General features: G+C 44.7%; 10 protein-coding genes. 7 read left to right on the plus strand and 3 right to left on the minus strand.

The genetic code is table 11. From position 1 onward, the window contains the following. Positions 1-7 precede the first annotated feature (7 nt). From LEP1GSC047_RS20295 to LEP1GSC047_RS20325, 7 genes are all read left to right on the plus strand, one after another. Positions 8-766, plus strand: coding sequence for a sugar phosphate nucleotidyltransferase (locus LEP1GSC047_RS20295; RefSeq protein ID WP_020989036.1), 759 nt, complete (start codon positions 8-10; stop codon positions 764-766). Beyond that, positions 763-1,698 carry a ribose-phosphate diphosphokinase gene (locus LEP1GSC047_RS20300; protein WP_010415406.1) on the plus strand — a complete coding sequence of 312 codons (936 nt, stop codon included), beginning with the start codon at positions 763-765 and terminating at the stop codon, positions 1,696-1,698. The genes LEP1GSC047_RS20295 and LEP1GSC047_RS20300 overlap by 4 nt, the downstream gene beginning before the upstream one ends. 18 nt (positions 1,699-1,716) lie before the next feature. Then, positions 1,717-2,346, plus strand: a complete 630-nt coding sequence (locus LEP1GSC047_RS20305) for a 50S ribosomal protein L25/general stress protein Ctc (RefSeq protein ID WP_010415403.1) — start codon at positions 1,717-1,719, stop codon at positions 2,344-2,346. A gap of 43 nt (positions 2,347-2,389) precedes the next feature. Continuing rightward, a complete protein-coding gene (gene pth / locus LEP1GSC047_RS20310) occupies positions 2,390-2,953 on the plus strand; it encodes an aminoacyl-tRNA hydrolase (RefSeq protein ID WP_010415400.1) in 564 nt (187 codons plus the stop codon). 248 nt (positions 2,954-3,201) lie between these two features. Next, the gene (ftsH, locus tag LEP1GSC047_RS20315) at positions 3,202-5,169 is read left to right on the plus strand and encodes an ATP-dependent zinc metalloprotease FtsH (RefSeq protein ID WP_010415398.1); all 1,968 of its coding nucleotides are present in this window, start codon (positions 3,202-3,204) and stop codon (positions 5,167-5,169) included. Further along, on the plus strand, positions 5,166-5,645 hold the full coding sequence (locus LEP1GSC047_RS20320; protein WP_020989144.1) for an EVE domain-containing protein: 480 nt from the start codon (positions 5,166-5,168) through the stop codon (positions 5,643-5,645). The genes ftsH and LEP1GSC047_RS20320 overlap by 4 nt, the downstream gene beginning before the upstream one ends. 9 nt (positions 5,646-5,654) lie before the next feature. Beyond that, complete coding sequence (locus LEP1GSC047_RS20325) at positions 5,655-7,691, plus strand: SpoIIE family protein phosphatase (RefSeq protein ID WP_010415397.1); 2,037 nt, start codon at positions 5,655-5,657, stop codon at positions 7,689-7,691. On the opposite strand, the gene LEP1GSC047_RS20330 is transcribed toward LEP1GSC047_RS20325, so the two are convergent. From LEP1GSC047_RS20330 to LEP1GSC047_RS20345, 3 genes are all read right to left on the minus strand, one after another. After that, positions 7,666-8,052, minus strand: a complete 387-nt coding sequence (locus LEP1GSC047_RS20330) for a hypothetical protein (protein ID WP_010415394.1) — start codon at positions 8,050-8,052, stop codon at positions 7,666-7,668. The two genes, LEP1GSC047_RS20325 and LEP1GSC047_RS20330, sit on opposite strands and share 26 nt — an antisense overlap. Before the next feature lie 266 nt (positions 8,053-8,318). Continuing rightward, positions 8,319-10,853 carry a magnesium-translocating P-type ATPase gene (gene mgtA / locus LEP1GSC047_RS20335; RefSeq protein WP_010415390.1) on the minus strand — a complete coding sequence of 845 codons (2,535 nt, stop codon included), beginning with the start codon at positions 10,851-10,853 and terminating at the stop codon, positions 8,319-8,321. Positions 10,854-11,070: 217 nt separating this feature from the next. Beyond that, positions 11,071-11,820, minus strand: coding sequence for a YwaF family protein (locus LEP1GSC047_RS20345; protein WP_010415386.1), 750 nt, complete (start codon positions 11,818-11,820; stop codon positions 11,071-11,073). Positions 11,821-13,103: the final 1,283 nt, after the last annotated feature.

The raw sequence follows: 13,103 nt of genomic DNA on the forward strand, positions 1-13,103 counted from the left end.
ATAACGAATGAATATCTCAAAGGAAGCTGTTGCTGTGGTACTTGCTGCAGGCAAGGGAACCCGCATGAAGACCGACCAACCTAAGGTCGCGGTTTCTTTGAACGGAAAACCACTCTTGATCCATGTCATCGACCATCTTCGCGAGTCGGGAGTCGGCGAAATCGTCGTCGTCGTCGGTTATAAAAAGGAAGAAGTGCAGGCCCTCTGCCTGGGAATTCCCGATTTAAAATTCGCAGAGCAGAAGGATCAACTTGGAACGGCTCATGCAGTTTTGAGTGCCGAGCATTCCATTAACGGACATAATGGCCCGATTTTAGTGGCTTGCGGGGACGTCCCCATGATTACCGGAGAGACATTCCGCTCCCTGATCGCAACGCATAATCAAAACGGGTTCTCCGCTACTCTACTTTCCGCGAAAGTGGATAATCCCACCGGTTATGGCCGAATCGTTCGCAACGAAAGCGGGGAAGTAATTGCGATCGTGGAAGAAAAGGATGCGGACGCAAATCAAAAGAAGATCGATGAGATCAATACCGGAACCTATGTTTTCGATTCCGAGGCACTGTTCGATTCGTTACGCAAGATCGGAAATAGCAATGCCCAAGGCGAGTATTATCTTCCGGACCTGGTAGCTTTGTATAAGAAGGAAGGAAAGAAATTGGGTGCAGTCGTGCTGAAAGACAGCGGGGAAAGCCAAGGGGTCAACTCCCCCCAAGATTTAGAGGCTCTCTCGGCTATCCTAAAGGGAGAAGTTCCTACAAAATGAGCCAATTAGCGGTATTCTCCGGATCATCCAATCGCACAATTACCGAAGAGATCTGTAAAGAGCTTCAAATTGCGCCTGGCAAAATCAATTTACGTAAATTTTCCGACGGAGAAATCGCCGTCAAAATAGAGGAGAACGTACGAGGTAGGGATATATTTCTTATCCAATCCACTTCGGCTCCGGCGAACGATCATTTGATGGAACTCCTGCTCATCATGGACGCCTTGCGAAGAGCATCCGCAAACAGTATCTCGGTCGTAATGCCTTATTACGGCTACGGTCGTCAGGATAGAAAGGTGGAACCTCGCGTTCCGATTTCGGCGAGGGTCGTAGCGGATCTAATCGAAGTTCAAGGCCCGACTCGAATGATTACGATGGATCTTCACGCCGATCAAATTCAGGGATTTTTTAAAGTTCCGGTGGATAATCTCCATTTTAACCCCGTTCTAGTGGAATATTTTCGTAATAAAAAAATCGATGATTTAGTCATCGTCTCTCCGGACTCGGGCGGTGCGGAACGGGCAAGGTCTTTCGGTAAAAAAGTGAATGCTACTTTAGCGATCATTGATAAGCGTCGTCCGAAAGCGAACGTGTCCGAAGTAATGCATGTTATCGGAGAGATAGAAGGAAAGAATTGTATCCTTCTGGACGATATGATCGATACTGCCGGTACGATTTGTAAGGCGGCCGACGCTTTGCTAAAGAACGGAGCAAAAAGCGTCTATTGTGCCGCAAGCCACGGAGTTCTATCGGGAGAGTCGATCGATCGATTAAATTCGACTCCGTTCATAGAAGTCGTTCTTTCGAATTCCATCGAAATTCCGGAATCCAAAAAGATTTCGAAATTAAAAACCCTCTCGGTTGCCCCGCTGTTTGCAGCGGCGATCCAGAGAATTTCAACCAACCAATCGGTAAGCGATCTATTTAATTAGGAAACAAGGGTAGGAACCATGAGCCACAAAATTACCGTTAAAAAGAGAACGGAAACCGGCAAGAACGTCAATAATCGCCTTCGTGCGTCCGGAATGGTGCCCATAAACATCATCGGTAGCGGGAAAGCTTCTTCCGGAGCCGTTAACGAAAAGGAACTGGATAAACTAGTTCATTCCGGAATTCGTCAATCCACTCTGATCGACTTAGAAATCGAAGGAGAAGGAACGCATAAGGTATATGTCAAGGAAATCCAAAGATTTCCCGAGATCGATCGGATTCGTCACGTCGACTTTTACAAAGTGGAGCCGGGCAAAAAGATCATCACCAAGATCGGAGTTCGCACGGAAGGACTTGCGAAAGGTTCCAAAATGGGAGGTCAGTTCGATCATCTCATTCACGAGATTCGAGTTAAGACCATTCCGGAAGATTTGTTGGAAAGCTTAGTTATCGACGTCTCGGACCTAGATGTAGGCGATTCGATTAAGGTAAGCCAGCTCAAGGTTCCTGCAAGTTGGGAAATTCTCGTAAACGGAGATCCGATCGTCGCTTCCGTTCTTAAAACGAAGGCTCTGCTCGCTCAAGAACGCGCCGATGCTAAAGAAGCGGCTGACGCAAAAACTAAAGTCACCAAAAAGGGTGGAAAATAATCAGGAACGTGCTCGGGTCTAAAACTTCGGAATACGGTACTCTATGAAGCTAATCGTCGGACTGGGAAATCCCGGAGACAAATATAATAATAACCGAGCGAATATCGGCTTCAAGATTCTCGACGTTATTGCGAATAACATTAACGTAGAGATCAAGACGAAGAAGAAAAAGTCTCTGATCGGAAGGGGAGATTTCGAAGGTGAGGAGGTGGTTCTTCTTAAGCCTCAAACTTTCAGCGACCTGTCCGGAGAGTCCGTACTGTACATCGCTTCCTTTTTGAAAATCCAAGTCCAGGATATCCTGGTCATCCACGAAGACTGGACCCTACCCTTGGGTAAGATCGTGGTGGATAAAGGAGCCAACGGTACGGAAAACGCCGGAGTAAAGTCCATCATTCAATCTTTGCGTTCCCCTAATTTTATTAGGATTCGGATCGGAATCGGAAACGATATTTTCGACGGTTCCAATTTGGAAAGCTTTTTGAAGGAAGATTTTCAACCTTTAGAGAATTTAAGTCTGATTCAGATTATTAACGATGCGGAAGCTGCAATTCGATCCATCAGCCTAGGCGATATCGAAGACGTAATCGAAAAATATAGACTTTGACCAAGACATTCGGTAAGGATATGGGCCTATTGTAGTTAGGCCCATAACTTAAAATGATTCCGTTTTTGAACCCGGATTCTCCTTTACTTTTCCGGAAAAAACCTGATTCTGAATTAAAGGAACTTTTTGAGAGAAAAGGCTTTCCAAGCAATATCTGTCCGAACTGGATTTCGCCGTTTCAAAGCGGTTTTTTTGGAGTCTAAAAATCAGACAACGGCGATCGGAAGGATCGCGGGGGTTAGAGCAATATGAATAACAATAATAAAGGCCTCAGATTACTAATTCTATTTATTGTGGGGATAGTCGTCGTCGCCTATTACGGACCCCAAATTAAAAACTACGTGGATCGAAGTCCCAAGTCGATTCCGTTCTCGCAATTTATGAATATGCTTGAACCCGACGGTTCTAAGCCGATCGGTAAACTTGTTAAGAACGCGAAAATACCCGGCTGCGAAAAATTGATTATGGAACGGGATGTGGTGGAAGGCTGTTACGAACCTATGGATTCCACTTCCAAAGAACCCGTTCGTTTCCGCACGACCATTGCGCCTATCGACAAGGAACTTCTAACGTCTCTTCGTCGCTCTAATATGGATTTTGAATTCGTTTCCGCCGAAGACGGTCGCGGTTTCGGAATGTTGAGTTCCTTCTTACTATTAGGAATCGTTGCAATATTCGTATTTTATTTCTTTATAATGCGCCAAGTTCAATCGACCGGTAACAAGGCGTTTTCTTTCGGCAAATCGAAGGCTAAACTTACCGTCGATCCGAAAGTAAAAGTCAGCTTTGCGGACGTGGCAGGCTGCGAGGAAGCCAAAACCGAATTGGTCGAAATTATCGAGTTCCTAAAGGACCCGAAGAAATTTCAATCCATGGGAGCTCGCATTCCGACCGGAGTTCTGTTAATCGGTCCTCCTGGTACCGGTAAGACTTTATTAGCCAGGGCCGTCGCCGGTGAGGCCGGAGTTCCCTTCTTCAGTATTTCCGGCTCCGACTTTGTGGAGATGTTCGTCGGTGTGGGCGCATCCCGCGTTCGCGACCTCTTCGATCAAGGTAAGAAGAATTCTCCCTGTATCATTTTTATCGATGAGATAGATGCGGTCGGTCGCCTAAGAGGAGCCGGCTGGGGTGGGGGACACGACGAAAGAGAGCAGACCCTAAACCAAATGCTTGTAGAGATGGACGGTTTCGAAAAGAACGAAGGCGTAATCGTTATGGCCGCTACGAACCGCGCCGACGTGCTCGATCCGGCTCTATTAAGGCCAGGGCGTTTCGATCGTCAGGTAATGGTGGATCTTCCGGATTTAAACGGTCGGGAACAGATTTTGAAAGTTCACTCTAGAAAAGTTCCTTTGACTAGCGATATTTCTTTGAACTCGATCGCAAGAGGTACGCCCGGTTTTACCGGAGCGGACCTTTCTAACTTAATCAATGAGGCCGCTCTACTTGCCGCTCGTAAGAATAAGAAGCGAGTGACTCAAGATGAATTAGAGGAAGCTCGCGACAAGGTGATGATGGGTCCGGAACGTCGTTCTTTCTTTATTTCCGAAAAAGAGAAGGAAGTGATCGCCTACCACGAAGCGGGCCATGCGATTTTAGGAACCCTCTTAGCATATACGGAGCCGGTACATAAAGTCACCATCATTCCGAGAGGAAGAGCGCTCGGGTTAACTCAGTCTCTTCCGACGGAAGATAAGCATATTCATACGAAAGCGTATTGGCTGGACCAAATCGTAGTCTGTATGGGCGGCTTTATTGCGGAAGAATATAAATTCAAAATGACTTCGACCGGTTCTAGCAACGATATTCAACAAGCGACCAATATAGCTAGACGTATGGTTTGCGACTGGGGAATGTCCGAAAAACTCGGAACGATCAATTATGGTAGCGGGCATGAGAATCCCTTTGTCGGTCGGGATATGGGCCAAAGCAATAAAACGACTAGCGAAGAATTTGCGGCTTTGATAGATAAGGAAATCCGGGATATAGTTCAGACTTGTTTAAATAAAGGTCGTGAATTAGTAAGAAAGAATTCGGCTAAGTTTGAAAATCTTGCTAAGGCTCTTTTAGCGAAGGAAACGGTGAATCACGACGAGCTTATGGCTATCGTTCACCCGGCCAACGAGGAGCCGCGTAAAAAAACGGAAAAACCGGCTAAGAAAGAAAAATCTTCAGGAATTCCTACGAAACCGGCTTATTCAACCGGGGTGGAATGAATTATTGGCTTTTTAAAACCGAGCCGGATGCGTTTTCCATCGATGATCTAAAAGCTTCTCCGGGGAAAACCGCTCCCTGGGAAGGCGTCAGGAATTATCAGGCGAGAAATTATTTAAGGGACCAGGTCAAAAAAAAAGACTTGGTTCTTTTCTATCATAGTAGTACAAAACCGACTGCGATAATGGGTTTAGCGGAGGTTGTAAAGGACGGATATCCGGATCATTTCGCCTTCGACCCCAAACATAAGTACTACGATCCTAAGAGTAAGCCGGATGCGCCTACTTGGTACATGGTCGATCTGAAATTTAAAGAAAAATTTTCTCGCGCAATTTCCCTGGAAGAATTAAAATCCCACGGGAAACTGAAGGATATGGTGCTCTTGCAAAAAGGGGGCCGCCTATCGATTCAACCGGTTAGTCGAGAACAATTTTTTTACGTCTGCAATTTAGCCGGGGCGAAGAACCTTCCCGGTTGAGGGGGATTCTTGGTCAATTTTTTCCGGAAAGTCCGGAATGCGGCTCTAGTTTGCTTTCTTTTCCTGAGCATACCGATTTATGTTCTAGGAGCGGAGGAAGTCCTACCCGTATACCCACTCTCCGGCCATATGTCCGGAATCGCGTTAAATAAGTTTATGCTTATTCGCTCCACTGATCGCGATTCCGAACAAAACAATCAATCTCAAGCGATCGAGGTAGATCAGGCATGGACGCCCGTGACCAAGGATAGCCTTTCATTAAGTTTTACTGATGAGATATTCTGGCTCCGATTTAAGGTAAAATCTCCTAAACAGGAGGGAAGTTTCAATTGGTATCTGGTGTTGAACAATCCAGGTATGGAAAATCTTATGATTTTTCAGAGGGAAGAATACGGACCATCTGCCTGGCGTGAAATCGGAAGAGATCAACGTATTTCTTATATGAATCCCGCTTATGCCATCGAGACGGATTCGAATTCGGAACATGAATTTCTGGTTAGAGCTTCCAGTCGTCGTTCGGTAGTTCTCAATTTTCAAGCCTGGTCGCCGCTAGAGTTTTCGAGTCGAATCCAAACGGAGAATTTACTTCTGGGTGTTTTTTTCGGCGCAATCGGAGTCATGTTAGTATATAACGGATTTCTTGCATTCGTCGTAAAGGATTCCAGTTATTTTTTCTACGTTTTCTATCTTCTATTCTACGCGCTTTGGCAACTTGCAGTGTCGGGAATCGGAGCCCAATATCTAATTCGTATTTCCCCGATCGGCTGGAACGATTATCTCGTCGGCTTTGCATTTCTTTCCGTTGCGTTCTCGCTTTTGTTTACACGATCTTTTTTACACATGGAGCGGGAGACAGGCTGGAAGGATTGGGCTTTCCTAATCTTATCGGTCTTTGCCATATTAGGTTTCTTTGTTTCTTTAATTCCTTCGGCTTACGGTTTTATGATGAAAGCCGTCTCTTGGTATCCGTTTCTGGCTGCCGGTTTGGTCGTCTATTCCGGTTTTTTACGACTCCGCAAAGGCTATCGCCCTGCTCGTTATTTTCTACTTGCATGGTCGGTGCTGATCGCATCCGTTTTAGTTACCGCGATGCGCAATCTTTCTTGGATTCCGGATTCGTTCTTCGCTCATTGGTCGGCTCAATTCGGTTCGGTTATCGAAATGACTCTACTATCGTTTGCTCTTGCGGATAGAATCAAAACTTTGGAAAAGGATTCTCTCCAGGCCAGACTCGAAAACTACGATAGTCAGCTCAAGTTGACGGAGATTGAACAAGAGCTGAAAATTGCCCGCGAATTGCAGGAAGCGATTCTTCCCGATCAACTTCCGCAAGTACCCAATTTAAAATTATCCGTTAGAAGCGAATTTGCCAGTTCCGTCGGAGGGGATTTTTACGATTTTCATTACATAGGTTCGGATAAATTGGGAATTTTTCTTTCCGACGTTTCCGGTCATGGAATTCCCGCGGCCATCATCGCTTCGATGGTAAAGTTGGCTTTTTCCATAGAGGCCAGAAACCATGAAGACCCTGCGGAAGTTTTACGGAATATAAATCGTTCTTTGAGCGGTAAATACGGAAAACATTATATAACTGCGGCCTATTTACTCGTCGACGGATCGACCGGAAAGGTGACGTATTCGAATGCGGGACACCCACCGTTAGTCGCCATTGCCAGAAGTTCCGGTACGGCCAAAGAGATATATTTGCCCGGTTGGATAATGGGAATGGATCCGAGTTTAAAGAATTCGGTAAAGGAGTTTCAGCTGGAACCCGGCGACCGACTAATCATTTATACCGACGGAATAACCGAAGCTAGAAATAATAAAGGAGAGATTTTCGGTTTTCAAAGGTTTTATAAATTGCTCGGAGAGAATATCGGTTTGTCCGGAGAAATCATGGCCGAGGCCTTGTTTAAAACCGTACGGGAATTTACGGGAAACCGGAAGCATTTTGAAGACGACCTTACGCTGATCGTCTTGGATTTTCAGCCGGCTCCCGAAGTAAGTCCCGTAACGGAAGCTACTTCAATCCTTTCAAAAAACTAATAAGTTCGTTAGGAACTTGAATCGGCCTTTTTCTATAACTTTTCTTATATTCTTTTTTGTATTCCTTATGGCAGTTTTTGCACGAGGATTCGAGATCTCCGCTAGCGATGGCCGTGTCGGTAATTTCCTTCCATTTCGTTTTTTGATCATCTAAAGCGAAATTCGGAACTTCTTTCAGGATTCTTTCTAATCCGGTTTTATCGCCTTTCTTAGCTTTTTTGGAAAACGGTTTGGTATAATCTTCCATAAAATCATGAAGAGTAGTTTCGGTTGTTCCGGCTTGAGCGGAAAGGGAGAAATTAGCGCCTACTAGGAGAACGACTCCAATCATAAGATATAAGCGGAGATTTCGTTTTTTCATTATAACCTCGGTCTAAGAATTTTACTCATTTTCCCGGTTTTCAATATGCAGAAAAGCCATTTCTAACGCAAATCGGGTAACAAATATCGAGAGCGAATATGCATTTTTTATGAACGAGTTTGGAATTGAACGGGTCGCAAAAGATCAGTTAGATATTATACATAAGCTAAACGATCGCATTTACCTTTGCTGCGGAATAACGTTTTACCTTGATTCCATCCGACTGCTGCCGAGCTTTATTCCGTTATAATTCGGTTCCCTAAATTTTAATCTTTGTAGATAAAGGAATAGAATATCCTTTTAAAAATCTCCGTCAGAATAAAGTACGCGATTACGATTCCCGCCATGGCAAAGTAGAAAGACGCGGGTAAGGGAGTGAATCCGAACAAGGCCGAGACCGGAAGATACGGTAGAGCCAACGTCAGGATCAGGACGAAAGAAGTGGCTAATAACAGATAGAATCCCGGCATACTTTTATAGAAGACTTTTCTCGTTCGGACTACGAGTACTACGAGGGTACCGGAGACTACGGATTCGATGAACCATCCCGATTGAAATTCCTTTTCTCCCGCATCTAACACGTATAATAATACGCCGAATGTAGCGAAATCGAATACGGAACTGAGCGTTCCGAATACGAACATGAATTTCCGGATTGCAAGAATATCCCATTTTCTAGGCGATATGATCCATTCTTTATCGACGTTGTCCGAAGATATCGTCATTTCGGGAAGGTCGGTTAATAAATTCGTTAAGAGAATTTGTTTCGGAAGTAACGGGAGGAAACTTAAAAATGCGGACGCTCCCGCCATACTGAGCATATTTCCGAAATTTGCACTCGTTGCCATAAATACGTATTTTAAAGTATTTGCAAACGTCATTCTGCCTTGTTTAACTCCGTTAAGAAGGACGTTTAAATCGTTATTTAAAAGTACGATATCCGCCGCTTCCTTGGCAACGTCCACTGCGTTCGCGACTGAGATTCCTACATCCGACGCGTGGAGTGCGGTCGCATCGTTAATTCCGTCTCCTATATATCCGACTACGTGACCGGTTTTTTGCAGGGACAGAATGATTCTTTCTTTTTGGTTAGGCTCTATCTCCGCAAATACGTCGGTACGATCCGCCTGCCGTTGAAGAGCTTCGTCACTCATGCTCAGAAGTGCTGAGCCGGTCAATACTCTTGGATTTTTAAAACCGACGGATTCGGCGACTTGCTTAGCGATTAGATAATTATCGCCCGTTATGATCTTTAGGGAAATGCCTAAGTCGTTCAACTCCTTGATCGTTCGGTCGATGTTCGAGATAATCGGATCGGATAGAGTCACGAACCCTTGAAATATCATATCATCCTCGTCTGCTACCGTAACACCGGTACGATTCGGCAAGGACTTGATCGCAATTCCTAGAGTTCTAAATCCTTTAGAACTCAATTCTTTATATTTCGATTCGACGGTATCCCGAACCGCTTCGATCGGAATCGGCTTACCATCCGAACCTTGCACGAACTTTGATACATTCAAAACGGTCGTTAAGGCTCCCTTGCAAATTAGGACCGTTTCAATTCCATTCGAAGCTAAAATACCGATTCGTTTTCGGGAAAAATCGTAGGGAACTTCCGCAAGGTACTCGAATTTATCCGCGCCCTCGATCGACAGAGAGGAAATTGCGGAATCGATCGGGTTGTTAAATCCTTTTTGCAGTCTCGAATTGATCGACGCGTAGAATAAGGACAGTTGATTCTCTTGGCCTGAATAATCTAGAGTATTTTGGACCTTGACTCTCCCTAACGTTAAAGTTCCCGTTTTGTCGGAACAGAGAACATCCATACTTCCGAAGTTTTCGATGGAACTTAGTTTTTTTACGATGACCTTTTTTTGGGCCATCCTTGTCGCTCCTTGAGCAAGATTAACATTGATGATCGCGGGCAATAGTTGTGGAGTCAGTCCGACTGCGATCGCTAGTGCGAAAAGAAAAGAATCGACTACGGGTTTCTGCAGCAGTATGTTGATTCCGATGATTACGAGCACCAACACCATCGTGATTTCCATAAGCATATAACCGAATCGTCTAACGCCGCGCTCGAATTCGGTAATCGACTGCGTCTTTTTCAAGGTATTCGCAATCTTTCCGAACTCGGTCTCAAAACCCGTTTTTACGATAATCGCTTTTGCGGAGCCGCTGACGACATGGGATCCGGTAAAGAGAACGTTCGTACGTTTGGAAAGCGGAGTGGACTTGGGTAATCGGTCTTCGGTCTTTTCCACAGGAAAGGATTCTCCCGTTAAAGCGGCCTCGTCCATATACAACCCGTTCGCTTCGATTATCAACGAGTCGGCGGGGATAACATCGCCTACCGTGAGAGAAACGATATCTCCGGGAACGATCTCTTCGAAATTCGTTTCGGACCAAGTGCCATTTCTTATTATATTCGCGTTTAAACGAATCATCTCTAGCAATTTATTTACCGAATCGGATGCGCCTTTTTCCTGCCAGAAGCCGAGTATGCTACTGATTAGAACGATTGAAAAAATAATATACGAATCCGTTCTGCCTCCTAAATTCCAGGAAATAAAGGCCGCACCTAGTAAAATCAAAGTAATTGGACTTTTGAATTGGCTTAAAAGCAATCGTAGGCTGGTAGCAGAACGTGAAGATTTTAGAATATTCCTCCCGTAGATTTTTTGCCGTTCCTTGGCCTCTTCGTTCGTAATTCCTTCGAGAGAACTGGATAATACGGTAAAGATCTCCCCTTTTGAATAGGTCCAAAACTCTTTCATGATCGGATTCGTCTTATTCATAGGTAATCTTGACTAGTTGCTTTGCTCCGAGAAACTCGGGTCCAAAACGACTTCAACGGGGAAGTTACCGTAGTTAAAGAAAAAGAGCGTCGAGCGCGATGAGATTTTTTTAAAATCCGGCGTTTAGTTTTATTCTGAATTTTTATGGCATCGGTCGACATTTTTATTCTAAGACGGGACATTTTGGATCGAATGGATAATATTTTCTTCGGTATCCTTAACGGATTCGCGGGCTTCCGGCGTTCAGGAAACCGAATCCATGAACGATTTTTTTCCGTATTGCATCCCGGTTCGTTCTTCGGATATAGAAAGGGAAGTATAATAATAGGATGACTCCGATTCCTAGGATCTGAAGCGATAGCAAATAGAAAGGCCATTCTCCTAAATAATCCAAGAATGATCCGTTGGCCGGTTTATATCTTAGAAAACCGTAATTTGTATCGAGTCGGAAATCCAAAAGTAAAGCGACGATAAAGTATATTTGACTGTATAGAAATACTCGCCCAATGGATCCTTTCCGCGGGTATAATTTAAGACCGAAAACCAAATATAAGGCGGCAATAATCAATCCGGAATGTCCGATGAAGAATAAGAAGAAGTAAGCGTGCGGGAAATTAAACTGCAAATTCGGAGTAATTGCCGCCTGTATAGATCCGCCTAAAACCCAAAAGTAAGAAAGCTCGGAGACAGTCCTTTTGCGAGTAATCAGCGCTAACGTGGTTGCGATCATTGCCCAATCGCAAAACTCCATCGGAAGATCATACCGGAGATCCCAATATCCCTTGCCGATTCTATACAGGACGTACACCAACGCATTCAGTACCAGTACGGCCGCAATTCCAGAGCCGATCCGGTTGACCGTTTCCTTTTTTTGTACGGATTTTGCGATCCAAATCGACAAAACGGATAAAAAAACCGTAATTATTAAGATAATGTAATGTTCCAAGGACCCGATTATCGGTTTCATCCCTTTTTGCCTTCGTCAATTTTTCTCTCTCCGTTCTTGATCCGTATTGCCGGCGAAAGAAACGTTAAAGAAACCTGAGAATTTAGCAACGAATCAAGGAGGTTTGTCGTCATGGTTTCTGAGGCCTATATACGAGTCTGCATACGTGTACGATAACCGATTCCATAATATTTTTCCATGCGATAATCGTTAAACTGTGTTATGGCGAAGATGATAATTATCAAGATTAGACGGTTTGCTCGCGGAGGACAGAACATTGATAAGCCAAGTTTCCGTGCAGATGACAGAAGACGGAGGTCAGAGGACAGAACATTGGTGGTCAGAGTTTCCACGTAATAGAGAATGATTCTTATGTTAACGGTGGATTTTTCCTCTACTTCGGTAATTTTTCCAACCTCGAGCCGCTTCTGTCCAGCGTGAGCAAAGCGAACGCGTCTGTCTTTCAGAGGACAGAAGACAGAGGACTGAGGACAGAACATTGATGAGCCGAGTTTCCATGCTCTATGGAAAGATTCCTGCATTACAGTAGATATCTCCTCTACTTCTATAACCTTCACAACATCGAGCAGCTACTGTCTTGAGGTGCGCCAGGCAAAGTCTGGGATTTCCAATGGAGGGAAGGCCTCCATCCTGCTCATTGTTCCTTCGGCAGGTAGCGAAAAGAGCCTTTGTAACGGTAACGGAACAAAGGAAGCCTCTCGTAGCAAAGAAATGAGCCATAGCGAAAGCGAACCAATGCTTGAAGCCTCGTAACAGAAATAAGTGGTATTAGCCAGTCTCTCTGATATGATGAAGCTTGGAATCGACAAGGTAGAAATGAACAAATGCACTTGTCGGAATACTCGGGGTAAAGTTGGATAGCGCGTTTCGAAGGAAACCCCAGGAACCTGGGAGATCCTTATTTGTGCTTAAATGCAACAAGTGTAGAGAACGAATAATTTACATTTGGCGAATAAGGAAGTCGGAAGAACTCATAGTAGCGAAGAACTGGGGTAATGCTCAGGGAGCGAAGGGGTTCTTATAGAGAATGCTTAGAAATTAAAGGAGTAAGACCGCTTGATGGAAACATCCACTACGGAAATAGATAAGAACCCATTGAATCATGATGGCTTATCGGAAAAACTAACTCAATTAAGATCCAAGCTCTACCAAAAAGCGAAAGCAATGAGGTACAGTCCTTAAAAGAGCCGAATGCGGGAAATCTGCACGTTCGGTTCGTTGAGGGGGATGGAAGTCTAACAGACTTCCATCTCTACTCTACTCCTCCGTCTTCTGTAAGCGGC

This window comes from Leptospira inadai serovar Lyme str. 10 (assembly GCF_000243675.2).
Lineage (GTDB): Bacteria > Spirochaetota > Leptospiria > Leptospirales > Leptospiraceae > Leptospira_B > Leptospira_B inadai.

Excerpts from the sequence above, each read along its gene's own strand:
- ftsH (WP_010415398.1), top strand. The coding sequence starts at position 3,202 with ATGAATAACAATAATAAAGGCCTCAGATTACTAATTCTATTTATTGTG.
- mgtA (WP_010415390.1), bottom strand. The coding sequence starts at position 10,853 with ATGAATAAGACGAATCCGATCATGAAAGAGTTTTGGACCTATTCAAAA.
- pth (WP_010415400.1), top strand. The coding sequence starts at position 2,390 with ATGAAGCTAATCGTCGGACTGGGAAATCCCGGAGACAAATATAATAAT.
- LEP1GSC047_RS20345 (WP_010415386.1), bottom strand. The coding sequence starts at position 11,820 with ATGAAACCGATAATCGGGTCCTTGGAACATTACATTATCTTAATAATT.
- LEP1GSC047_RS20320 (WP_020989144.1), top strand. The coding sequence starts at position 5,166 with ATGAATTATTGGCTTTTTAAAACCGAGCCGGATGCGTTTTCCATCGAT.
- LEP1GSC047_RS20295 (WP_020989036.1), top strand. The coding sequence starts at position 8 with ATGAATATCTCAAAGGAAGCTGTTGCTGTGGTACTTGCTGCAGGCAAG.
- LEP1GSC047_RS20330 (WP_010415394.1), bottom strand. The coding sequence starts at position 8,052 with ATGAAAAAACGAAATCTCCGCTTATATCTTATGATTGGAGTCGTTCTC.
- LEP1GSC047_RS20305 (WP_010415403.1), top strand. The coding sequence starts at position 1,717 with ATGAGCCACAAAATTACCGTTAAAAAGAGAACGGAAACCGGCAAGAAC.
- LEP1GSC047_RS20300 (WP_010415406.1), top strand. The coding sequence starts at position 763 with ATGAGCCAATTAGCGGTATTCTCCGGATCATCCAATCGCACAATTACC.